A 23,382-nucleotide genomic window follows, 5' to 3' on the forward strand; every position below is an offset into this window, starting at 1 on the left:
ATTTTAGCGTGTTTACTCAATGATAGTGTTATGACAACAACGACCGCAGCATTAACTCCAAATCCTACTCCTGATCTAGGAACCGATCTAACAACTGAGCCCTGTCCATTGACCGCGGTTCAACTTGATGTGCTCAATAGGCAAATCAAGCTTTGGGGTAAAGAACTTGGCTTTGCTCATATTGGTGTTGCTGATGTCGACTTAACTCAGCATGAGGCAGCATTACAAGACTGGTTAGATAAAGGTTATCACGGTGAGATGGCTTACATGGCTAATCACGGAATGATGCGTGCTAGACCCGCTGAGTTACATCCCGGAACCATTAGAGTGATTTGTGCTCGGATGGACTATTTACCGCCTGACGCTGGCTTTGCCAGTAATTTAACCGACCCAAATCTTGGTTATATCTCTCGTTATGCAGGTGGACGTGATTACCATAAACTCATCCGACAACGGCTTAAAAAGCTCGGCGATAAAATTAACCAGTATTGCCAACAGCTCGACTTTGATACGACTGATTTTAGACCTTTTGTGGATTCTGCACCTATTTTAGAACGTCCATTAGCCGATAAAGCCGGACTAGGCTGGACAGGCAAACACTCGTTAATTTTACACCCAGATGCAGGCAGCTGGTTTTTTCTTGGCGAGTTACTCATTAACTTACCGTTACCGTTAGATATCCCGATTGAAGAAGGCTGCAACACTTGCGTAGCCTGCATAAAGTCATGCCCAACTGATGCGATTGTCGAGCCCTATGTTGTCGATGCAAGACGCTGTATTTCTTACTTGACCATTGAATTACAGGGCGCTATCCCAGAAGAGTTTCGCCCGCTTATAGGCAATCGTATTTATGGCTGTGATGACTGCCAGCTAGTGTGCCCAGTCAATGCTAAAGCACCACTGACAAAAGAAACTGATTTTCATACTCGCAGTGCGCTTATTCAACCCGATTTACTGACTCTATTTGCTTGGTCTGAACCTTATTTTCTCAGCCAAACAGAAGGCAGTGCGATTCGACGAATTGGTCATAAACGTTGGTTACGTAATATCGCGATTGCATTAGGTAATGCCCCTGCTAATCCGGCCATTATTAATGCGTTAGAGCAACGTAAACACAGTGAAGAAGTGGATGATATGGTACTTGAGCATATTGAATGGGCATTAGTTCAACAAATACAAAAAGCGCCACAGTCGGCGCTTTCACGTAAAACTCAACGAGTGATCAGATCAATACAAAAGGGTTTACCAAGAGACGCATAAACAAAATAAGCATTAGCCATTAGAGTCTAAGGTAAAACCCACTTTAATAGTCACTTGCCAATGAGCAATTAGGCCTTCTTCTAAGTGACCACGAGTTTCGATAACTTGAAACCAACGCAAATGTAGTAAACTTTTATTGGCTTCTGCAATCGCATTTTTGACCGCCTCATCTGAACTTATTGGTGATGATCCCACGAGTTCAATGACTTTATAAGTGTGACTCATAATTGCTCCTATTGTTAACTGCACATCTTTAGTTTCAGTGTAGTAAACAATAGCGCTATTCACCGCAGTATCGTTGAATAATAAACAGATAATGGTAAGCCGTTGAATCCGGGGGGTGCTCACACCGTTTTTCCCTAAGATAAGATTTTTTCAACTAATCTCAACAGAGAACAACCAAATTCAACTTCATACAACTTCATACAACTTCATACAACTTCATACAACTTCATACAACTACATACAACTACATACAATTGCCAAGTCTACATTTGGCTTCGCCATGTCTGCCAGCTAATATTGATAAATTATTTTCATTTGAATCAATGTTATCTATAACGAGTTCATCCCAATTAGAACCGACGTCGAAGCACTTTAGTCGCTTCAATCATATTCCGCAGCGCGGGCTCAACTTCATCCCAGGTACGGGTTTTTAAACCACAATCAGGATTAACCCATAACTGTTTCACCGGCACTTTTTGCGACGCTTTAGTTATTAAGTCGACCATTTCATCAACGGTTGGAATATTTGGCGAATGAATGTCATACACACCGGGACCAATTTCATTAGGATAATGAAAGTCTTCAAAGGCGCTCAGTAGCTCCATACGTGAACGTGACGTCTCAATGGTGATAACATCAGCATCCATCGCCGCTATGGCATTAATGGTGTCATTGAACTCGCTGTAACACATGTGCGTATGTATTTGAGTTGCATCTTCAACACCTGCTGCCGATAACTTAAACGCATCCACCGCCCAGGTTAAATAATCTGCCCATTGGCTTTGTTTAATCGGTAAACCTTCACGAAATGCAGGTTCATCAATTTGAATAATGCCAATACCTGCACTTTCTAAATCGACCACTTCGTCACGTACTGCTAATGCAAGTTGGTTAGCAATATCTTTACGTGGAATATCTTCACGAGCGAACGACCAATGTAAAATGGTCACCGGACCCGTTAGCATGCCCTTAACGGGCTTGTCGGTTAAGCTTTGCGCATAGATAGCCCAGTCGACCGTCATTGGTTTGGGGCGAGACACATCGCCATAAATTAACGGCGGCTTAACGCAACGAGAACCATAACTTTGCACCCAACCAAATTGAGTAAACCCAACGCCCTCTAATTGTTCACCAAAATACTCCACCATGTCATTACGCTCAGCTTCGCCGTGAACTAGCACGTCGATACCCAATTTAAGTTGACGAGAAATGGTGTCTTGAGTGACTTGCTCAAGCTGTGAACGGTAATCATTGTCATTGATTTCGCCTTTACGCCAGCGACTGCGTAACCCCCGAATAGCTGGCGTTTGCGGAAATGAACCTATGGTGGTTGTGGGTAATAATGGCAGCGCTAACTTTTGTTGTTGGGCAATGATACGGCGGGCAAATGGACTGTTACGTTCAAAATCATCAGCGGTTAGCTGCGACACACGTTCTACAACCTGTTGATTAGCTGCGGCAGCTTTTGCCAAGCGGCGTTGCTGGCAACGATCAATAATCGCTCGGCTAGTTGCTGAACCTTGCTCAACGATTAATTGATGAATTTCGTTAAGTTCAAATAATTTTTGTTTCGCAAAAGCTAATTGGCCAAGTAATGGCGTAATTAATTGGCTTTCAACCTCGACATCCACAGGACAATGCAACAATGAACATGAAGGTGCAATCCATAAACAATCGCCTAACGTGGTCGCTAACTCGGTTACCTTCTGTGCAATCACATCAACATCAGCAGCCCACACATTACGGCCATTAACCACCCCAACAGAAAGTACCTGCTGAACGCCTAAAGCATTAACAAACACATCAAGCTGTTCTGGCGCAGTGACTAAATCAAGATGTAGCCCCTCAACCGGTAATGCACTCACCAATGCTTGATGATGGGCAATAGAACCGTAATAACTGGCGAGTAAAACCTTTAATGATGTTGGCTTTTGTTGCGCTAACGTTTGATAACTGTGGCTAATGGCTTGCTGCCACTCATCGGTTAAGTCTGCCGCTAATACCGGTTCATCAAGCTGTACCCAACTCACACCTTGGGCAGCAAAACGAGACAAAATTTGTTGATAGGCAACTAATAACTGCGGTAACAACGTCAACTTATTAAACTCAGAAAGGCTTTTAGATAAGTATAAATACGTCACCGGACCGAGCAGCACAGGTTTTGCTTGATGACCTAATTGCTGTGCTTCTGTGACTTCATCAAACAATTGTTCGAAGGCAATCTCAAATGTTTGATCAGCGCTTAGTTCTGGCACTTGGTAATGGTAGTTAGTATTAAAAAACTTGGTCATTTCTGCCGCACACGCATGTTGGCCGCTTTGCGAACGGCCACGAGCCACGCGAAATAAGGTATCAATATCGACAGCAGCTGGGCTGCCATCAGCTTGAGTGGCCCGATGACGATCGGGGATCACATTTAAGGTCGCGCTCAGGGTTAGCACCTGGTCATAATAAGCAAAATCCCCTACTGGCAGTAATTCAACACCCGCATCTGCTTGCCACTGCCAATGAGTGCGTTTTAATTCACTGGCAACGTTTTTCAGCTCCGTTAATGTTGCTTCACCGCGCCAATAACGTTCTAAAACAAACTTCAATTCACGCTGACGTCCTATGCGGGGAAATCCTAAACTTGAAATTTTCATACTGCTTTCCTTTTCGTTGAGCAAAAATTTATAGCCATTTATGTAGAAAAGCTACATAGGCGTCTGGACGTCTAGAAGTTTATTGTGTTACTCTGCTGTCAAGCAATCGAATTGATTTCATCAGCTAGTTGAGCAAGATTCATGTGGAGAGAAAATGATAGAGCTTAGACACCTTCGCACCTTGATGGCGTTAAAGGAAAGTGGCAGTTTAGCGGGTGCAGCTAAAAAACGGTTTGTAACCCAGTCGGCGCTTTCTCATCAAATAAAAGAGTTAGAGACACGAATTAACTCAACTATTTTTGTTCGTAAAAGTAAACCGTTAACGTTTACTCACGAAGGTTCACGTCTGCTGAATTTAGCGGAAGAAATCTTACCGAAAGTGATTGCAACCGAGTCAGATCTTAAACGCGGTTTAGAAGGTGAAAGCCAACAGCTTAAGCTCGGCATTGAATGCCACAGTTGTTTTCGTTGGTTAATGCCCGTTATTGAGCAATTTAAACAGCATGCGCCAGCAGCTCAAATTGACATTTCGAGCCGTCATTTATTTGATTCACTCAATGCGTTGGAGACAGGGAGTTTAGATATAGTGCTAACATCTGATCCTGTGCCAGGACATAGCGTCGCATATCAGCATCTATTTGATTTTGAAGTAAAGTTAGTCGTTGCTAGTGATCACGCATTAGCGGCACAAGCGTTTGTCACGCCAGCGCAATTGGCAAAGCAAACCTTAATTAGTTACCCCGTGCCTTTAGCGCGTTTAGACATATACAAACACTTTTTAGAGCCCGCGGGTATTGAACCTGGCGAGCAAAAGCAATGCGATTTAACCTCTATGCTGTTACAAAGAGTAGCCTGTAATGATGGCGTAGCAACCCTACCAACTTGGTCTATCCGAGAGAGTCAGGGGCTAAGCCTTACTGCGGTAAAATTAGGAGCAGAAGGACTAAAACGTCCTTTGTTTGGGGCCTATCGTCGCGATGCCACTAATGCAAATTTAATCCAAAAGTGGCTCGAACTGGTAGCAAGTGAAGGCATAAATCTACAACGGGTTGATTAATAAACCTCGTTTAGACAGTACGCGTCGAAGCACAAGTCCTGGAGAATCAGGGTTTTGTGTTTGGCGTAAGTTATGTGCAATCAAAAATTCTTCGCGTAAATCATCATCTAGCCCTAATGACGCAAATGCTTCGAGCGATAACTGCTGTTGTTGTTTATCAATAAGCGACTTCAATACTTTTAACGATACTGGTCGAGATAACTCAGCATTTAAATAAGCAAAAGCGGTTAACGCAATCACCTGCCCAAACACACTAAACAACGCTAATGTTTGCATTTCATCCGCATCGATTTTAGTGCCTACACCAATATCGTTGTCTTCACGTAACAGTTGTATGCAATCCACCGCAATGGTTTCATTTAATGCCCAATAGCCTTGAACCAGTTTTTTGTAAGGCTCAGAAAGTTCATCAAGCCTTTCTTTAAGGTAAAACGAAAACGCGTAGCGATAAATGTTCACTTGGCCCAAACGGATTAAGGCATCTTTTACACTACGGCTTTTTGTTGATATGACACCTGCTGTTTGCGCGGTATTACTGCGTAACAATAAATGTGCTGCCAAAGCAGGATCCGCTGAAATGATATCGATAACGACTCGAATATCTGCTTCGTTAATCAGAGATTTTTTTAATGGAATTAATATGCCACGACGACCAATGACTTGCTCTTCATTGCCAATAATAGCTTGAACTTGAGTAAGGACTTGTTGCTCAAGATTAGTCATATTCATCAATTACCTTTTCTTAGAATAAATCACTTTATTCATTAATTTAACGATATATTAAAACGAAAGCCAGTAATAGTTTACTGGCTTTCGAAAGGTTATCCGCTAAAAAAAGATAATCTAGAAACGATAACCCGCAGTCAGTCTAATTGAGCGACCAGTACCAGAATAATAACCACTGCCATAAGCCGAGTAATAACCAGTGCCAACATAATCTTCATCAAGCAAGTTATCTACACGTAAGCTACCATTCCAACCTGAATAGGTATAGTTAAGCGCAAGGTTTGTTAGCACGTAACTGTCTAACTTATCACCGGTATTGCTGTTGTCGCCTTCCATGTATCGCTCACCAGTGTAAACGCCTTCAACAAACGCTTGCCAATTATCAGCAAAATCATAGCTTACGAAGGCTTTACCTGAATGTTTTGCCACCCAGGATAACGCTTTACCGTCGTTCTCACCTTGAGTGAACTCTGCATCAATATAGTCGTACGAAGCACCTAGCAGCCAGTCATTTGATAACTGCACATCATAAGCAGTGCTCACACCAAAGCGGCGAGATTCATCGGCGTTTACGTTAGCCCCCCCCCCATAAGGCCCATCTGTACGACCGCCTTCGTAAACAATCTCATCTTCTAACTCAAGTTGATAAGCATTGATTTTTAATGTTTGAGTTGTAGTGGTAAAGTCCCAACCTGCTTCGTAAGAACGGCCTGTTTGTGGATTTAAACCTTGTACATCAAGCGGGGTGTAAGCTTGTTCATCGACTTTGGCAAAACGGAAGTTATCATTTGCACGGACATAAAAACGATGTTCACTGCTTGGGCGATAATTTAACCCTAACTCCAACGCATGGGCGTCATTATCGATTTCAATACGGTTCGGATAAAGTAATTGGTCATATAAATCGTCAGTCACTTCAGAATAACGACCACCAACAACATAAGATAACGTCGGCGTTATCGGTACCGATGCTTGCACATAAGCGCTCTTTTGTGTTTGTTCATTATTTCGTTGCGTATACAGTGTATCGAAATCAGCTTCACCTTTACTCACATCAATACCGGCAACAAAATTTAAATCACCATGTTCTAAATGATAGTTAGCAGTAGCTTTAGGTGAGAAACTTAATAAGTCGCGCTCAATACGCCCTGCTCCACCAAATAACAGACTCGTGGTTGATGTATCCGAGTAGGTTAAATCAGCACCTAAGGCCCAAATATTATTCAGCTGGTATTGATAACCGCTGCGCAATGCTGTGGTTATTTCATGAGAGAATTCACCTTCAGAAAATGATGCTACTTGGCGAGGATCTGCTTCGTACTGCGCCAGCGTTAGCGCGCCTGGTGCTTGGCGATCGTTATCAAAATGATTAACTTCAACATAGAAGTCTTCGGTATCTGTTTGATATTGTAAGCGACCTAGAATAGAACTAGTTTCATTGTCATTATTATCGCGGTAATTATCGCTTTCGTTATAACTGGCCGCTAAAAAGTAACGCCATGCATCATTGATAGCCCCTGAAATATCGCCCTTAGCTTCATAGGTATCAAAACTGCCACCACTAACCTGTAAACCACCACCCGTTTCTGTCGGTGCTTTGGTAATGATATTGATCACGCCGCCAACAGCTTGGTCACCATATAGTACCCCTGCACTGCCTGATAAAATCTCAATACGCTCAACTAAGTTAATCGGGATCGACTCAATGCTCGGTGCCGCAATATCAATATTATTCAGTCTGCGTCCATCGACTAAGATCAGCGTGTTATTAGCGGCTTGTGATGCAGAAAACCCACGCATAGAAAATACACTGCCCGAGTTATTATCCGACACCTGAATACCAGATTGTCCACGTAATAAATCGGTTAAATTGGTGGCGCCGCTCATTTGAATATCAGCAGCATCAATGACATTAACATTGGCAGCAATATTTAATGGCTTGGCAGCATTACGGCCAATAACCACAATGGTTTCATCCATGCTGATAGCCGAAGACGAGGGGGATGTAACAACTGATTCAATCGCAACAGCATTAACACTTGCGACACTGAAGACAGCACTTAATAACAGTGCAATTTTTGTTGGTTTAGTACCCATTTACCTTTAACTCCTGAAAGGAAAAATGGGGCAATAACGCCGCAATATAAAACTCCTCTTGGGCCTTATTCTACAGAAAGGTTCTATAAATAAGCCCACAAGCGGTATCACATTACATTTCGAGATCTGCCCACCGAAATCATCGAAATCACCTTTAAGGCCGGTCTCCGGACTAAGGTTATGGCGTTACACTAAAGGTAAACGCACGCGAGTCGAGATGATTAACGCAAGGTTATTGCGCACCTGACTCTCACCAATCACCGTTGCGGGGGCAGTACCAGATTTACACTGGTTTCCCGATTATCCTGCTTTGGTCTATCGTTTCAAAGCAAGCACCGTAAAGATTGACTATTAAATTATCATAAGTTGATATTCAACTCATGATTGAAAAATATCTGTTGTTATGTCGGCGTTAGCATTGAGTACCATAGTACTGTCTGACTAATGAGTGACATCCCAAAATATTAGCGCGGCGATTATAACGGATCCTAAGGTGAAGTTGATACTAACAAAAGCTTAACTCACAGATTATTCAACTTGTCGGGCATTCAACATGTTACGAGAGTGACACTAGAAATGGCCAACAACGCTATCAACACTGCACTAATTATATCAACACGGCGCTAATATATGAATATGTCGTCAATGTTAGCGATAAATGTCGACGTTAAGGTTGGCTCATGAAGTTACGATAATTATCGATAGTGATAGGAGCTGTCTCTGTGGTAAAAATGGCTGTACGAATGGATTTATGGATTAAGTAGACATTTTCGTCATCACTTATCACCGTAAAATAGCCCATCTCACCTTGCGGGCTGGAAACATAAGACGCTTCAACCACTGTGGAAGAATGATGAATATTAGGCATACTGGTGCAGCCTAATAAACCATGTACAGCCTCGAGCCCATCGACTTTAGAACTGCCTAGCTGTTGATAAACAATTTTGCCTTCACAATGTTCTTGATATGTCGCCGCCATCGAATCTAAAAACTGGTCGGGTTCAACGTCATTTGCTAAGCCTTTAAACCCCTGCATACAGACTAAACGAGACCAATCATTTAATGATTCATTGGATGGAATAAACTCAGCCATTGTCATATCGCCACGTTTATCGCTGAATGCAAGCTTCCAATCTAATGGCGGTAAAAAGCCAAATTTTTCAGATAGGGCCGTGAGTTTTTGAACATCCTCAGACATCACCATAGCACCTGATGAGTTGTCATCTTCGCCAAATGCCATCAGTGCTGGAAGTGTCGCAGATGCACTACTCGGGAACAGGAACATAATTCCTAGACAGCCCGAGCAGCCGATAATTGCAGCAATCTTGTTCATCCAAATGAATCCTTATTTGGTCAAGAAAGAGATAAGTTGACTAAAAATCATTCTAATTAGGTATATCCTATCCTGAACATACAAAAATTGACACTTATCGATAACATTTACATCGTTGGTAAGATGTTAGTTTAGTTCTTCGTCATCTTCGTCTTCAGCATCGAATAACTCTTCTTCATCGACGGCAGATTCTGCAGCTATAGCCGCTGCTAAACTTTTAGCTTTAAGGTGCTTTTCAGTTTTACGCTTGTTACGATCAACTTGCTTAGATAAAAAACCTTGCAGTGATTGCTCGCCCCATGCAGTAGCTTCTGCTTCTGAAGCAAAACCATCTTGGCTTTTTGATACTATGGTTTTAGTCGATGTCATACGACGAGTGATTTCGGTTTTCCACGTGTTTTCAATTTGAATAACACGTAAAGCATACTTTTTGCTATCGCTCATAATCTATTCTTTCCTACTTAAGGTATCACAGGCTAAAACCCATGAAATTTCAGCCGCGCAGTGTACTCGAAACGCACGAGTTTGGGCAGCTATTTAATGGTTATTTTTGCAGCTTATTTGAAAAATTAACTCAGTGGCAAGCGTAATGCTGCCACTGGAGAAAATATGATGAATAAAATCTCGCTGCGATGCGGTTATTGTTTCACTAATTGGTTAGAACCAACAATCATCATTTCACATTTATGGCAGTCAAACACCAACTTCAATTTATCTTTACCGACGTCTAAAAACATTGGGTCGGCTTTAATCCCTTCAACTTCTTTCGGGCATAAGTTAAAGCTGTAACGCAAACAATGTTTGGTCACCATTAACGGCGCATCATGCAACACGTTATTTTTCTCATAGGTATCTTCAATTTGAATCACCCCATGCTGATGATAAAACGATTTAGCTTTTTCGTTAGCCACGTTAGATAAAAAGCTCAATGCTTTTTGTGGAAAACGCGCCGTTTTATCGTGCACCCAACGCTCTGGTCGTTGGTAACTCGTCACCCTTGTGGCCATTAATGCACTCACAGCATCGCGGCGTAGCTCGTTTACCACCGAGGCAGGTAAAAACCACATTTGCTCCGTCAGTAAATTAACCTTATTCAATACAAAATCACTGCTGCCAAGTTTGCTAAGTTGCTTTTTCAGATTTTCTGCCGTTTTAGCTTGATCATTCGCAGGGGCTTTATCACAGGCTAAGGTAACGGTTGCACTTATACCGTGTACATCGGTGATGGTTAATCCGACGCCGTCATCGGTATCAAAAAATTGCATATCAACAGCTATTTTACGGGTGGCAGAATCTTTATTTAAGATAGCTTCAAACTTATGATCGAAGTTACGGAACATCATCACGCCAATTTTAAGATCTTTAGGCACCTCAGTTAAATACAAGGTATTACCGTCGGCGCGGTTAATGCGCACACCGGAGAGCTTATCGTCAGACAACCGCTGGGTTTCATAATGTTCAACAAAGAAACATAAGCCATCACCATTGTTAAAATGAATGTCTTTGCCACTTTCACTGGTATCGATTTTAATAAAGTCTTTACCTACTTGGGTGATACGGCCCACTTTTTCACCGATAAACTTAGGCGAACTAAAATGCTCAATGGCCTCAGTGCGTTCATTGACAAAATAATCTGTTTTACCGCGGTTAAAACTTTTATCAGGATCGGGCGTAAAATTAAACTCGCAACGACCATGAGAAATAGATTCCAAATCATTGCGTTTAGCAATAATGGCATCCAGTTGTTGACGGTAATGTGCGGTAACATTCTTAAGGTAAGTAATGTCTTTTAAGCGGCCTTCAATTTTAAATGAGCTAATGCCCGCATCAATTAAGGCTTCTAAATTATCCGTTTGGTTATTATCTTTTAGTGATAATAAATGCTTATTTTCAGCTAATACTTCACCTTCACGCGTAGTTAAATTACACGGCAATCGACACATCTGTGAACATTCACCGCGATTAGCACTGCGATTAGAATACGCATGGCTTAAATTACATAAACCGCTATAACTGACACATAACGCACCATGAATAAAGAACTCTAACTTCATCTTTGTGCTAGCAGCAATGTCGCGAATTTGTGGAATATTCAACTCACGAGCTAACACGACTTGTGAAAAACCGACTTGTTCGAAAAAAACCGTTTTTTCTGGGCTACGGTTATCAGTTTGGGTACTCGCATGTAACGCGATAGGTGGAAGATCTAATTGTAAAACCCCCATGTCTTGAACAATCAAGGCATCGACACCGGCTTCATAAAGTTGCCAAATAAGCTTTTGCGCTTTATCAATCTCGTCATCCATTAAAATGGTATTGAGCGCCACAAACACTTGGGCATGGTAACGATGAGCAAATTCAGCTAAGCGAGCGATGTCTTTAACGCTGTTGCCAGCATTATGACGCGCGCCAAATGCAGGGCCGCCAATATAAACCGCATCAGCACCATGACGAATAGCTTCAATGCCATAATCAGCATTTTTAGCCGGTGCTAACAGTTCAAGTTGGCGCTTTACAGGCGCCTCAGGGGTGAACAATTCTACAGAAACCATAATGTTAATTAAATTTCGCATTGATTCGGATAAAAAAGTGCGCCAGCATACTAATATTGTCGCATTGACATAAGTATGTTGACGCACTCACATAGCTTTATACTTTAGCAAACTTTGAACAAAGTTCTAAGTAAATTCGTTGCTAATTACCGCTTAAACAACTGCTGAATATAGCTTATAAAAACAACTCTTGGATGTTTTTAAAGTCAGCTTTGCCTTCAGCAATTTCTTGCGGATTAAGCCCAGACACTTCATGGGGAAACACTAACCAATCTTCAGATGAATGAATAAAATATTCAGGTTTCAAGTCTACTTTAGTGTTTTTTGGCTTGTAATAAGGGCATGCGATACGGATATCGGTTGGCATGTTCAAACGCATGAACTTTCTTAATTTACCAATAAGTGCATCAATACTGCGGCCAGAGTCAAATACGTCATCAACGATCAACAAACCATCGCTAGCATTGGCATTTTCAATAATGTAATGCAAACCGTGTACTTTGATATTCTTATCTTGTTTGTCAGTGCCAATACCATAATAAGAAGACGTTCTAACGGCTATATGGTCAGTTTCAACTTTCTTGAAATCAAAATACTCTTGGACTGCAATACCAATTGGAGCGCCACCGCGCCAAATACCCACGATAAACTGAGGTCGAAAGCCACTATCATATACTTGTGCAGCGAGTCTAAATGAATCTTCCAGTAGTTGTTGCGCACTAATAAAGTGTTTATCTGTCATTGGTTAAGCCCCCGATTATTTTATTGCGGAGAATTTTATACCAAATAAAGCTTTCTTGCCTGTAAGAATAGGAATTAATTGATCAAACCCATAAAAATAAAAATGTTAATCAAATCATAATATGACTCAATATTGATTGTTACCTATTTGAAGCATGCTCGTATCGGCTATCATGTCACGCGGAATCATTTCACCTTTGATAGGCATGCTATCAACAACCGGCCAAGTCGATGCACTTGCTGATTGGTCGAACAAGCTTATCGGTGCAGATAAATCTACTTGTCATTAAAAACGACTATGGCATAGTGGGTTTTAATGACAAGTAGATTAATCGCCAATTCAGGATGAATACGCCACTATGCTGCTCAATAAAACCTTACACAATACTTACGGTACTGGACTGGCAAACACCACGGACAGCAACGAACTCAATGTGCCCAAAGGTGACAACCCGCTCATATGGCCTGTGCTGAGTTTATTGCAATCATCAAATCAAAGTTGGAAAGTGCATCATTTAGCCAGTGAATTACAAACTAAAGGTTTAATGCATAACCTTGACCCATTACCCGAAAAAGACCTATTCAAACGCAATTTTCTCCTGATGAACGCCTTGTATGAATTACAAGACATACTGATGCCCAAGCAGTGGTTGCAAGTGAAGGCGATGGAAATCCAAATATTTCGGATCATTCCAGCCAGTGCTGATATACAACATATTCGCGATGGTGCTTTACGCGATTATTACCTCGATTGGAACAATTATGATTCCAGCGTAAACGTTGTACGGGAAATGCTTGAGTCATTCTGGTCTAGCTTTCAAGAGTATATTGGCGTTAACACACAGTTGATGCACAAAGGTCATGCGTTGAAAGTGTTTGAACTTGATGAAACTGCAACCGACAGGGACATTCGTAAACAGTGGCGTAAGTTAGCGCTAAAATGGCATCCCGATCGTGAACAAGGTAATGCTGAACGCTTTCGAGAAGTGTGCGAAGCATGGCAAACACTCAGAGATTAGCGTTGGTCGGTAAACTACCGTGGTTGAACACTCTTCATCCACAGCCCTTATCGTTGTCAGCACTAAAATATTCAGTGTGACTGTTCTACATTCATCCTTCCACATCAGCCCTGCTAATTCAGCATGCCATATCGGCCTTGCCACATAACCCAACAACAATGAACCGCTTATGACCACTCTTCATCCACAGCCATTATCGTTGTCAGCATTTAGATTACTGTTCTACATTCATCCTTCTATATTATCCCTGCTAATTCAGCATGCCATATCGGCCTTGCCATATAACCCAACAACAATGAACCGCTCATGACCACGCAATAGTGACATTGGCACAGATCATTAACCTCACAGCAATATCTGAACTTTATTAAAGGATTATCCTCATAAAGCACGCATCGATCACGAAATTAGCGTCTTTTTGATTGATGATTTAAGCCATAATTCAGCTAACAAACTTACCCTATTTAGCTAAAGTAGATTAATCGAACCCTAGTGACTATTTGCTACTAATATTGATTTACTACTACCATTAATTCGTTATTAACACTGATTTACTACTAACAGTGATTAGCTATTAACATAGATTTGAGGTTTACATGATTAAATATTTTGCCATAGTACTAACGCTCATCACAGCCTCGTTTAGCACATTTGCTACGCCATTTGTTGAGGGTAAGCACTATACCCAGATTTCTAACAACATGGTTCCAAGTGAACCTAAAGTCACTGAATTCTTCTCGTTCTATTGCCATAACTGTTTCAATATGGAAAGCCAGTACTTGCCTGAAATCAAGGCCGGTTTAGACAAAAAAATCGCTTTCGACAGTAAACATGTCGACTTTATGAATAGCGATTTGGGCACTGAAGTCATGCGCGCATTAGCGGTTATTCATGAACTAGATAATAAAGAAGCGTTAAAAATAGCCATGTTTGGCGCGATCCAAGGCAAAGATAATACCGGCGGTCACGACCACGCTGCAGCTGGACATGAACACCAATCACAAATTAATAACCGTGATGATATTAAAAATGTTTTTGCTCAGTTTGGTGTCGATGCAGAGCAATATGACACGGTAGCAAACAGTGCAGACACCAATAAAAAGTTAACCATGTGGCGTCAACAGCAAGTGTCGTATGCAGTACAAAGTGTACCGGCATTTATTGTTAACGATAAATACGCTATCAATTTAAATGAAATGCGCAGTTTGGACGATATCATTGAGGTCATTAACTACTTAGCATTAAAGCAGTAGTGCTAACCAATACAAAAATGGCTATCCAATGGATAGCCATTTTTTTATCTCTATTGCTTAACTCGCTGTGGTATAAATTGCATAACTTAATCGCGGTAAGGTCACCGTTAACTCTGCTGATACGGCCTGTGCGGCATCTTCAATTGGTGGCACTACAACATCTGGCCATGTGGTCATTAAGCGATAACGCTTGCCCTCTTGGGTGACATTAATCGTCTGCGCTTGCTCACCGCTATTAAACACCATCAAAAACTCTGCCCCTGTTTCAGGGTCTACCCGAGCAAATGCAAACATGTCTTTGTCTGCTTGATAAAAGCGGTCTTGATATTGACCACGACGCAAAATAGGATATTGCTTACGCAGTTCACTCAGTTGCGCTATTGCTTGATACAAAGGGTGTTTAGGGTCAAAGTTATCATCTGCGGTCGTCGCGTTCGTGCCCAGTAAAATATTGTCATTGTAGCTAGCAACGTGAGATGCAAACATATCCTCTCGTGCGTCAATGTCATTGCCATCGCCCGTAAACCCTTGCTCATCACCATAATAAATCACTGGAATACCGCGAGATAAAAACATAAACGCATGCGACAAAATACTGCGTTGCAGTTTATCGGCTGAGCTTACATCAGGATTGGCTTGATTGACGAAATAGCCAGTGCGGCCCATGTCATGATTACCTAAAAAAGTCATCAATAAATCAGCCTGGCTGTCGTCATCTTGATATAACGAATCTTGGGCAAATAATTGCTGGGCTAATACAGGACTCTTGCCGCGATAAAAAATATCTGCCGCAGTTTGTTGAAACGCAAAGTCCAATACCGAAGGTAACTTGCCTTGGGTAGTAAAAACGCTGAGGTTGTTAGGGTTGGTATCGTACACTTCACCAAACACATGAAACTGAGGAATGCCTTGCGCCTTGGCAAAGTTAACGATTTCAGGGCTAAACGTTTGCCAAAATGACAAGTCCACATGTTTAACCGTGTCGATCCTAAATCCATCTGGCTTAAATTCTTTAATCAGATTTTGGTAAATATCAACCATGCCAGATACCACTTGAGGATCTGCGGTATTAAGATCATCTAAGCCACTAAAGTCGCCATTTAATGAGCTCTCACCTTTGAATGTGCTATCACCTTGGTTGTGATAAAAACGCGGGTCATTTAACCAATCAGGCACTTTTACACTCGCTTGATCTTGCGGCACAAACGGCGTGTAACTGTCGCCCTTTTCAACTTGAGCTAACGACTTGTATTCGCAATGGGTTTGCGGCGCAATAAACTCTCCCGACGCTTGATGACACTCTTGGTACTTGATGACATCGGCCGTGTGGTTAGTAATAATATCAAAAAAGACTTTTATACCGCGTTGATGTGCCGAGTCTATTAGCTGTTTTAAGTCTGCGTTAGATCCAAAATGCGGGTCTATTTCGGTAAAGTCGACAATCCAATAACCATGATGCGCAATGCCATCTGATTGAATGGCCTTATTTCGCAATAATGGCGTCATCCAAATCGCGGTAATACCAAGGTTTTGGAGATAATCTAACTTTTGTTCAATGCCTAAAATATCACCGCCATGAAAACCGCGACTGCTGCTAGTATCAAAACCACCCGCTGAAATTGGTTTAGAGATTGAGCCGTTATCATTACTGCTATCGCCGTTATAAAAACGGTCTGGTAATACAAAATAGAAAATATCGTCCCGAACATCACGATGTAAGTAATCTTGGTATATATCAGCTTGTACGCTTGGTTGTGGCAAAGGCTGAACCGCCGACGCGACCACTTCTGTTTCTGCTTGCTGACATCCACTTAACACCAATGCTGCACTCAATAGTGCCCATGTTGTCTTGCTCATATTGTCTTAGAATCCTTTAATTTAATGGCATCGAGAAATGCTCGGGTATTGCTCAAACATGCTGTAGTGATGATTAAGGTAACTCATGTCCTTTAGCGCTGACATACAATGCATACCAGTGCTCGCGACTTAACGAGACGTTAGTGGCTTTTGCACAAGCCTTAATACGCTCAAGGTTGGTGGTGCCAATAACAGGTTGAATTTGGCTAGGATGCTGCATTAACCAACTTAATAACACGGCTTCTGGGCTGGTGTGGTATTCAGCGGCTAACGTAGCAACAAGCTGGCTGGTTTGCTGCACGGCTGTCGACTGCTCCGCTGTTGCTATGCCACTGTAAATCCCTTGACATAAGCTGCCCCACGCCTGAAGTTGTATATTATGTTGATTGCAGTACTCTAACGTACCAGGGGTAAAGTTGATGTCTTTGCCGTCTTGATTACCCGCATAAATGGTTTCGTCTACCCATGCGTGTTTTTGCAAACTCATTTCAATTTGGTTTACCACTAATGGCTCACCAAGCATACGCTGCAGCGCGCTAATTTGATGTTGCTGCATATTCGAAACACCCAGAAAACGTACCTTACCAGCAGACTTTAGCTGTTGAAACGTTTCGGCAATTTCTGCTGGTCGCATTAACGGGTCTGGGCGATGAAGCACTAATACATCAAGGTATTCGGCATTGAGTTGCTTGAGGCTGTTATCAACAGAATACTTAATCCACTCTGCTGATAAGTCGTAACGCTTAGGGCCCTTGCTGTCTTCAAATCGAATACCGCACTTGGTTTGCAGGTATATTTTTTCACGCAACTCAGGGCGCTGAGCTAATATCTTGCCAAAAACGGACTCTGCTTTGCCAAAAGTATAAATGTCTGCGTGATCAAAATAGTTTATTTGGTTATCCAGCGCAGTATCAATGACCTTATGGGCTTGCTGAATATCCGCTTGAGTAATCGCATTATTATTCCAACCGCCACCCAGTCCCATACAGCCATAAACAATAGGGCTAACGTTGGGTAAAAATTCAGTTAAGGGTAAACCCGTCATATTGATGCTCTTTTTATAATGGTAATGAATATGAGTGTATTGGATCCTGCATAAAAATGAACCGTAAAAACCAAAATCATTATTTGGTATATCTACCAATAACAGATTACAGTTCTCTATAAAATATTATTGATGGTGATAATCATGAGCCGTGAACACAAAAAATTTGAGCGATTATTCTTATTCAGCGAAGTCGCCAAACAACTTAGCTTTACCGAAGCGGCGGCCTCGTTAGGGATATCGAGAGGATATTTATCTGAACAGATTAGGCAGCTCGAAAAAGAAGTAGGCCGACCATTACTCATACGTACAACACGCAGTGTAAGGCTAACCCCTCAAGGTGAGATGATTTTATCGAGCATGGGACAAGTGAAAGCCGACTTACTCATGCTAGACAAAAGAATTCGTCACGACAACGACGATATCTCAGGGCGGATCCGCATTACAGCGCCCAGCCAACTCACTCAACGCCATTTGCTTAATATTTGCCATGAGTTTACGCAATTGCATCCGCAGGTACATTTTAGTATTGATTGCAGCTATACCCTGCACGACTTAACCCGTAACGATTTTGATCTCGCATTTAGGGCTACCGCAACACCACCGCAAAACATGGTCGCTAAAAAGCTATTTGATTATCAGCAAATCTGTTGTGCGGCCCCAGCGTATCTTCAACAACATGGGACACCTGATTCGATTGAGGATTTGCAACATCACCTATGCCTAACAGCAACAGAACAAACTCACTGGACCTTCAATGCTCAGCCGATTTTAATCAATAGCTGCTTGAGTGTTAACGATAATCATATGCTTAAACAGCTGGCATTATTGGGTCGAGGAATTATTGTCGGGCCAGAGTATTTAGTCGATAAAGAAATACAAGCAGGCACATTACAACCCATCTTAACCACAGAAACCATGAACGCATCGACCACTTATTTAATTCACCCACAGTTGGTACAACAATCCGCAAGGCTAAGCAATTTTATTCAGTTTACGTTAAATTGGTTTCAGCAATTGAATACCCAATAATGAGTCGATTTGAACTAAGCCATTCTTCTGGTGACAATGCTGATGACAATGCCGGTTTGCCAGCGACTCAGGCACAGTTAATTAAAAAAATCGCGAAGATGTAAAAGAGCCAATAAACAATGAACCACAATAAAGCCAATAAAACCCTTAGCAAACACAATATGATAACCGCGCCATGCTAAAGCATTACTAGGATCTGCTATGTACCAACCGGCTCCGCTACACACCACCAGCAGTAACAAAATAACCCCAATGCCTTCAATGACACTGATTAAACCTTTACCACCAGAATGTGGCAATTGACCGTGCACTAACCCTCGCACATCTGCAAGCAATGGCGTTAACTCAAAGGTAAGCCAAGGAAAAAACTGCCGCCACTGCCCGGCCGCACACACTTTATAAGTAAACATCAATGCTAACAATGTGGTAAACAAGCCACCATAAACATGAAATACATCCCAAACACTGGCGCGAGGACTTAATTGACGTCCAATTAATATCCATGGGCTGGTGCAAATTAATAACAACGACATCAATATCATCAATGGATGCAATACTGCTTCAATACGCTGCCATAACGGCTTTAGTACCATTAATTATGCCTCTATTATTTGCTGAGCAAACTCATCAACTTTTTGCCAATCGGTAAACTCAACTTTGGTATTAGGGTCTGTCGGCCCTTTGGTTAGCCACATAATAAACCGAATAATATTCCGGTCCATGGCACCATAACCTTGGTAATCTAAATTACCGCCAAACACCTGTAATAACCTTGGCTGCCAAGGGCTTTGACTTAAAAACTGTTGCATATAGCTGTTAGTTTTCGGCGTGTTTTTATTGGGTTTGCGCGCCACTAAACTCACCGAGAAAAAACCACTGGGTTTGCTGTCCAATTCCGCACGATGATCTTCAATAAATTGATACAGGGCTGGGCGATGTTTGCCATGACGAATACTGGCGCCAATGTACACTTTATCAAATAGGGCTAAATCGGGAGCTTCCGCTAAGGATGCGACCGTGACCAGCTCGCCTTGCTCAACCAGTTGTCGCTGTAAATATTCACATATTTTTTGAGTGTAACCATGGACACTTGAATGGATCAGTAAAATTTGGCTCATGCTGACCTCGAATGAAATCATTTAAAAGTAATACAGTATCTTAGACCACTGGCGCGAAAATTTACATGAAACAGATCACGTCATCATCATCCACAATTACCTCAATATGAACTACCGTAATGCAATGTGAACTGCCGCGCAAAAAAATACCCTAGGCATAAATGTCTAGGGTCTGCTGAACTTTGTTGGTTAAATTTTGTTCGAGATAAAAACATTTTAATCGAGGCGAGTGGATTGCTGCCTAGCAATCTAAGCAAAATTCGCTCAACAAAGAGTAAAACGTTTTTAGCCGAACCCTTCGGGCAGCGTTTGTTGGTCATTTCTACTGCGTTATCAGCTCTTAATGTAGAATAACTACACTACAAAGCCTCTGCCTTGTAGCTCATGTTTAAGTAATGACCAACAATTCGCTGCAAAAAAACCTTGAAAGATCTACAGACCCTAAGGTATTTGAGCTCTACAGCAATTTATAACGACTGTAAAAAGGCGATAACTTGATCACGCTCTGCTTGCGTTAAGGCCATAAAGTCTTGTTTAGACGTTTTAGATTCTCCGTCATGCCACAAAATGGCTTCTTCCAAGGTTGCTGCACGGCCGTCATGTAAAAATCCGGCTTGGGGATTAACCGTTTGAGTTAAGCCTATGCCCCACAATGGTCGAGTACGCCATTCATTACCGTCGGCTAAAAAGTCTGGACGACCATCTGCCAGTCCTTCACCCATATCGTGCAACAACAGGTCACTAAAGGGATAAATAGTTTGGCCTTTTAAGCTGTCGCTCATCGGTAATCCGCCAATATCACCTGAGGTTTTGGTCACAAACGACGGCGTATGACAACTGCTGCAATTAAGTTGCTCAAATAACCTAGCGCCTTCGCGCACTGCCGTTTTATCAACGTTACGTCTTGCTGGCACCGCTAAAGTTTCGGCATAAAACACCACTGAATCACTGAACTCTGCACTGGCCTCAGGCGCACCGTTAACATCTTCACCAGTATCAACAAATCCCGTTCGTGTTAAATATGAATCATGTAAACTAGTGCCAACAATGCTTTCATCAGGAAATAACGGATTAGTAATACCAATATCACCACGTAATGCACCTAACGATTGTACTCGCACACTTGGAGTGTTGGCTTTCCAACCAAAGCGACCTAAAGACACGGGTGTACTGTCACCATTTTGTGCTTTTATGGCATCAAATACCCAATTAGCCCGTCCAGAAATATCATCTTTATTGCTGTCATCAGCATCAACATTGGCGAGAATGCTTGCCTCAGGTATTGCTTCTAGCAACCCTAAACCAAACACAGGCATGCCGTTACGCCAACCCATTAACACATCATCTTGTAATAGATTTGAAGTTACATTGGCACTTTGTTTGGTTTCGCCAGGTGCATCATATGGATTTTCGACCGCGAAAATAGGCTTCTTCAAACTAATGGTACGTCCATCGGCATACACTTCATCATGCCGCTCATAAGACAAATACACATCTGCTTGACCAACAAATGCATTGTCTTGCCAATCTGGGCGCGCTTTTAACACTCCGCGATGAAATAGCTGGTCACCAAAATCTGGCACTTTAATCGGCGCACAGTAATTATTATCTGCAGTTCCTACACTACAAGGCTCAGCGGGAGCTTTACTGATACGTAAGAAAATACCCGCTGCCGAACCCAGTTTTACCCGAGTTTCATCTGCGGCCAAAAAGGGAGTGGAATTTCGACCGTCGCGTTGATGGCAAGAATTACAGTCAGCATTATTAAATACAGGGCCTAAACCATCAAGCTCAGGGTGTTGATCATTCGGCGCTGTAGTAAACGAAACTTCAAAGTTGGTATCACCTTGTAAATGTAATGCGAGTTCATCTGCCGTTAAATTTAACGATGGCGTTGAAAAACCATGGCCAGAGTTACTGGCATCGAATGTTGTGGTGTCACCGCCTAAAGCAACAATTGAGGTATAGCTAGGATAAGTCACTACCGGATCAATGGGGTCTGGCGAGATTTCATCATCGCCGCTGCCACCACAAGCACTTAGGCTAAGCCCCAGTAATGCTACAAACCAATAAGGTTGTCGTAATAATTTGTTCATCTTTGTCTCACACATTCACACTAAAATTGAGTTTATGTAGCAGTAATGCGACCTTGTTATGAGTTGAGTCTCTATTTTTTTGGTCACACTTACCCTCTCAATAAGGTCGTTCCATGGCCTTATTGAGACGGTAACAGCTAAATTATGAGTTCCAATCAGATAATAAAGGCAGCACATCGGACTGCAGCGTCGTTTGTAACTTTGTTAATGCATCCACGGCGACTTGGGTTCTAGCTCGGCCATCAGCATCGAGAATCGCTTGGCGGAACGGCATGCTAGTGCTACCCGAAATGGCTTGAATTTTTAAAATAGCATCATCAATTTCGCTGGCGACACGCGTAGCTAAAGTCGCATCAGCTGCTGTTACAAAATCAATTAAACCTTGCTTATCCGCACCACCCGTAAACTCACCTTGATAAACGTTACGTACACCAATGATGTTATTTGAAAAGTCGGTTAGTGAGTTCCACGAATACTGCGACTCCACCTTAGAGGTGTCTGCCGTGGTTAATGACTCTCCGAATGGATCGGCAATTTTACCGTTACCCACTTCATCGACAATACCAATCATGCCGTTGATCAATTCTTCAATAACCGCCAACTGAGAAGAGTAAATAGTGTTAGTGGCATCGCCAGGAGTTTTAAGCAACTCGGCATAAGGTTTGGCGTTAGTATCTTGTGGGTTATGGCTCACTTGCCAAGCATCGTCTAATTGCGCGGTGTAATCGCGGAACACTTCCGCTAAGGCGATTAAATACTCACGTTCTTTGGTGCTAAGATCTGCAATCAACTTTGTGTTGCTGTTAACACCATCGCCAAACAACAGATATTCCATGGTATGGAAACCTTGAACGTCATCATTCCAACCTTTAATGGTGTCGGCATCAAAACCATTACTGTTGGCTAACTGGGTTTGTAAGTCAGTTGTGTTTAACGGCCAGCTGTCTAAATGCGGATCGATACTCAATGAGTCGACTGGGCCAAAGATATGCGACTCCCCTTGTTCCCAAGGTTGACGAGCCGACTTCCACGCATTTTGTGCTGCCACTAAATCGGCTTGTACCGTTGAAGTAAGTAAGGTTTGGGTTGCCAATAATAAGGCATCACCTTTAGCCGCTAAATCAGCATAACCAGCCACAATCACATCATCGGTTAAGTTAGTGATCATTTCTGTCGCGACAAAACTAAAACCGGTTGGTGGTGTAGTTGGGGTTGTCGGGGTGCTAGTGTCATCCGAGCCTGAACCGCCACACGCGGATAATGTTGCCACTAGTGCTAGTGAGATTGCAGTGTAGTTAAAACGCATAATAAAACTCCATGTAAAAAATA

19 protein-coding genes and 1 riboswitch are annotated in these 23,382 nt (G+C 42.2%); of the genes, 5 read left to right on the plus strand and 14 right to left on the minus strand.

Annotated features, from left to right (window positions below; translation table 11 throughout):
• Nucleotides 1-30 precede the first annotated feature (30 nt).
• A complete protein-coding gene (queG, locus tag HNW13_RS09760; protein WP_192115688.1) occupies nucleotides 31-1,260 on the plus strand; it encodes a tRNA epoxyqueuosine(34) reductase QueG in 1,230 nt (409 codons plus the stop codon).
• A gap of 12 nt (nucleotides 1,261-1,272) precedes the next feature.
• Here the strand turns inward: queG and HNW13_RS09765 are convergent, their stop codons facing one another.
• Entirely contained in the window at nucleotides 1,273-1,485 is a 213-nt protein-coding gene (locus HNW13_RS09765; protein ID WP_192115804.1) for a dodecin, read from the minus strand.
• A 350-nt stretch (nucleotides 1,486-1,835) separates the two neighbouring features.
• Nucleotides 1,836-4,127, minus strand: coding sequence for a 5-methyltetrahydropteroyltriglutamate--homocysteine S-methyltransferase (gene metE, locus HNW13_RS09770; RefSeq protein ID WP_192115686.1), 2,292 nt, complete (start codon nucleotides 4,125-4,127; stop codon nucleotides 1,836-1,838).
• 154 nt (nucleotides 4,128-4,281) lie between these two features.
• Between metE and HNW13_RS09775 the strand changes: the two genes are divergently transcribed.
• The gene (locus HNW13_RS09775; protein WP_101085914.1) at nucleotides 4,282-5,184 is read left to right on the plus strand and encodes a LysR family transcriptional regulator; all 903 of its coding nucleotides are present in this window, start codon (nucleotides 4,282-4,284) and stop codon (nucleotides 5,182-5,184) included.
• Here HNW13_RS09775 and HNW13_RS09780 read toward each other — a convergent pair.
• The 6 genes from HNW13_RS09780 to HNW13_RS09805 all read right to left on the minus strand — a co-directional run bounded on the left by HNW13_RS09780 (nucleotide 5,167) and on the right by HNW13_RS09805 (nucleotide 12,634).
• Nucleotides 5,167-5,907 carry an HDOD domain-containing protein gene (locus HNW13_RS09780; RefSeq protein ID WP_101086305.1) on the minus strand — a complete coding sequence of 247 codons (741 nt, stop codon included), beginning with the start codon at nucleotides 5,905-5,907 and terminating at the stop codon, nucleotides 5,167-5,169. The two genes, HNW13_RS09775 and HNW13_RS09780, sit on opposite strands and share 18 nt — an antisense overlap.
• Before the next feature lie 120 nt (nucleotides 5,908-6,027).
• The gene (locus tag HNW13_RS09785; protein ID WP_182744695.1) at nucleotides 6,028-8,007 is read right to left on the minus strand and encodes a TonB-dependent receptor; all 1,980 of its coding nucleotides are present in this window, start codon (nucleotides 8,005-8,007) and stop codon (nucleotides 6,028-6,030) included.
• Nucleotides 8,008-8,147: 140 nt separating this feature from the next.
• A riboswitch (cobalamin riboswitch) is annotated at nucleotides 8,148-8,362 on the minus strand.
• 312 nt (nucleotides 8,363-8,674) lie between these two features.
• The gene (locus HNW13_RS09790; protein ID WP_101085916.1) at nucleotides 8,675-9,340 is read right to left on the minus strand and encodes a hypothetical protein; all 666 of its coding nucleotides are present in this window, start codon (nucleotides 9,338-9,340) and stop codon (nucleotides 8,675-8,677) included.
• Between the two features lie 126 nt (nucleotides 9,341-9,466).
• A complete protein-coding gene (locus tag HNW13_RS09795) occupies nucleotides 9,467-9,784 on the minus strand; it encodes a DUF3622 domain-containing protein (RefSeq protein WP_192115684.1) in 318 nt (105 codons plus the stop codon).
• Between the two features lie 194 nt (nucleotides 9,785-9,978).
• On the minus strand, nucleotides 9,979-11,892 hold the full coding sequence (locus HNW13_RS09800; RefSeq protein WP_192115803.1) for a U32 family peptidase: 1,914 nt from the start codon (nucleotides 11,890-11,892) through the stop codon (nucleotides 9,979-9,981).
• 175 nt (nucleotides 11,893-12,067) lie between these two features.
• Complete coding sequence (locus HNW13_RS09805) at nucleotides 12,068-12,634, minus strand: phosphoribosyltransferase family protein (protein WP_101085918.1); 567 nt, start codon at nucleotides 12,632-12,634, stop codon at nucleotides 12,068-12,070.
• A 358-nt stretch (nucleotides 12,635-12,992) separates the two neighbouring features.
• On the opposite strand from HNW13_RS09805, the gene HNW13_RS09810 reads away from it, so the two are divergent.
• Nucleotides 12,993-13,652: a DNA-J related domain-containing protein gene (locus HNW13_RS09810; RefSeq protein WP_243756233.1), complete on the plus strand. Its 660-nt coding sequence runs from the start codon at nucleotides 12,993-12,995 to the stop codon at nucleotides 13,650-13,652.
• A 596-nt stretch (nucleotides 13,653-14,248) separates the two neighbouring features.
• Complete coding sequence (locus tag HNW13_RS09815) at nucleotides 14,249-14,905, plus strand: thiol:disulfide interchange protein DsbA/DsbL (RefSeq protein WP_192115681.1); 657 nt, start codon at nucleotides 14,249-14,251, stop codon at nucleotides 14,903-14,905.
• Nucleotides 14,906-14,962: 57 nt separating this feature from the next.
• On the opposite strand, the gene HNW13_RS09820 is transcribed toward HNW13_RS09815, so the two are convergent.
• Both HNW13_RS09820 and HNW13_RS09825 read right to left on the minus strand, forming a co-directional pair.
• Complete coding sequence (locus tag HNW13_RS09820) at nucleotides 14,963-16,762, minus strand: alpha-amylase family glycosyl hydrolase (protein ID WP_192115679.1); 1,800 nt, start codon at nucleotides 16,760-16,762, stop codon at nucleotides 14,963-14,965.
• Nucleotides 16,763-16,835: 73 nt separating this feature from the next.
• Nucleotides 16,836-17,807 carry an aldo/keto reductase gene (locus tag HNW13_RS09825; protein ID WP_192115677.1) on the minus strand — a complete coding sequence of 324 codons (972 nt, stop codon included), beginning with the start codon at nucleotides 17,805-17,807 and terminating at the stop codon, nucleotides 16,836-16,838.
• A 144-nt stretch (nucleotides 17,808-17,951) separates the two neighbouring features.
• Between HNW13_RS09825 and HNW13_RS09830 the strand changes: the two genes are divergently transcribed.
• A complete protein-coding gene (locus HNW13_RS09830) occupies nucleotides 17,952-18,839 on the plus strand; it encodes a LysR family transcriptional regulator (protein WP_192115675.1) in 888 nt (295 codons plus the stop codon).
• Nucleotides 18,840-18,916: 77 nt separating this feature from the next.
• On the opposite strand, the gene HNW13_RS09835 is transcribed toward HNW13_RS09830, so the two are convergent.
• The 4 genes from HNW13_RS09835 to HNW13_RS09850 form a co-directional block, all read right to left on the minus strand.
• Nucleotides 18,917-19,432 carry a cytochrome b/b6 domain-containing protein gene (locus tag HNW13_RS09835; RefSeq protein WP_192115673.1) on the minus strand — a complete coding sequence of 172 codons (516 nt, stop codon included), beginning with the start codon at nucleotides 19,430-19,432 and terminating at the stop codon, nucleotides 18,917-18,919.
• 3 nt (nucleotides 19,433-19,435) lie between these two features.
• Nucleotides 19,436-19,957: a menaquinone-dependent protoporphyrinogen IX dehydrogenase gene (gene hemG / locus HNW13_RS09840; RefSeq protein ID WP_192115671.1), complete on the minus strand. Its 522-nt coding sequence runs from the start codon at nucleotides 19,955-19,957 to the stop codon at nucleotides 19,436-19,438.
• Between the two features lie 467 nt (nucleotides 19,958-20,424).
• Nucleotides 20,425-22,053 carry a di-heme oxidoredictase family protein gene (locus HNW13_RS09845; RefSeq protein WP_162022429.1) on the minus strand — a complete coding sequence of 543 codons (1,629 nt, stop codon included), beginning with the start codon at nucleotides 22,051-22,053 and terminating at the stop codon, nucleotides 20,425-20,427.
• A gap of 142 nt (nucleotides 22,054-22,195) precedes the next feature.
• Entirely contained in the window at nucleotides 22,196-23,359 is a 1,164-nt protein-coding gene (locus tag HNW13_RS09850; RefSeq protein WP_192115669.1) for an imelysin family protein, read from the minus strand.
• Nucleotides 23,360-23,382 lie beyond the last annotated feature (23 nt).

Source organism: Shewanella sp. BF02_Schw, from assembly GCF_014596695.2.
In the GTDB taxonomy this organism is placed as follows: Bacteria; Pseudomonadota; Gammaproteobacteria; order Enterobacterales; family Shewanellaceae; genus Shewanella.

Bases quoted from the DNA above. Each gene is read 5' to 3' on its own strand.
- metE (WP_192115686.1), bottom strand. From the start codon at position 4,127: ATGAAAATTTCAAGTTTAGGATTTCCCCGCATAGGACGTCAGCGTGAA.
- queG (WP_192115688.1), top strand. From the start codon at position 31: ATGACAACAACGACCGCAGCATTAACTCCAAATCCTACTCCTGATCTA.
- HNW13_RS09830 (WP_192115675.1), top strand. From the start codon at position 17,952: ATGAGCCGTGAACACAAAAAATTTGAGCGATTATTCTTATTCAGCGAA.
- HNW13_RS09825 (WP_192115677.1), bottom strand. From the start codon at position 17,807: ATGACGGGTTTACCCTTAACTGAATTTTTACCCAACGTTAGCCCTATT.
- HNW13_RS09800 (WP_192115803.1), bottom strand. From the start codon at position 11,892: ATGGTTTCTGTAGAATTGTTCACCCCTGAGGCGCCTGTAAAGCGCCAA.
- HNW13_RS09810 (WP_243756233.1), top strand. From the start codon at position 12,993: ATGCTGCTCAATAAAACCTTACACAATACTTACGGTACTGGACTGGCA.
- HNW13_RS09815 (WP_192115681.1), top strand. From the start codon at position 14,249: ATGATTAAATATTTTGCCATAGTACTAACGCTCATCACAGCCTCGTTT.
- hemG (WP_192115671.1), bottom strand. From the start codon at position 19,957: ATGAGCCAAATTTTACTGATCCATTCAAGTGTCCATGGTTACACTCAA.
- HNW13_RS09765 (WP_192115804.1), bottom strand. From the start codon at position 1,485: ATGAGTCACACTTATAAAGTCATTGAACTCGTGGGATCATCACCAATA.
- HNW13_RS09845 (WP_162022429.1), bottom strand. From the start codon at position 22,053: ATGAACAAATTATTACGACAACCTTATTGGTTTGTAGCATTACTGGGG.
- HNW13_RS09780 (WP_101086305.1), bottom strand. From the start codon at position 5,907: ATGACTAATCTTGAGCAACAAGTCCTTACTCAAGTTCAAGCTATTATT.
- HNW13_RS09790 (WP_101085916.1), bottom strand. From the start codon at position 9,340: ATGAACAAGATTGCTGCAATTATCGGCTGCTCGGGCTGTCTAGGAATT.
- HNW13_RS09805 (WP_101085918.1), bottom strand. From the start codon at position 12,634: ATGACAGATAAACACTTTATTAGTGCGCAACAACTACTGGAAGATTCA.
- HNW13_RS09820 (WP_192115679.1), bottom strand. From the start codon at position 16,762: ATGAGCAAGACAACATGGGCACTATTGAGTGCAGCATTGGTGTTAAGT.
- HNW13_RS09785 (WP_182744695.1), bottom strand. From the start codon at position 8,007: ATGGGTACTAAACCAACAAAAATTGCACTGTTATTAAGTGCTGTCTTC.
- HNW13_RS09795 (WP_192115684.1), bottom strand. From the start codon at position 9,784: ATGAGCGATAGCAAAAAGTATGCTTTACGTGTTATTCAAATTGAAAAC.
- HNW13_RS09775 (WP_101085914.1), top strand. From the start codon at position 4,282: ATGATAGAGCTTAGACACCTTCGCACCTTGATGGCGTTAAAGGAAAGT.
- HNW13_RS09835 (WP_192115673.1), bottom strand. From the start codon at position 19,432: ATGGTACTAAAGCCGTTATGGCAGCGTATTGAAGCAGTATTGCATCCA.
- HNW13_RS09850 (WP_192115669.1), bottom strand. From the start codon at position 23,359: ATGCGTTTTAACTACACTGCAATCTCACTAGCACTAGTGGCAACATTA.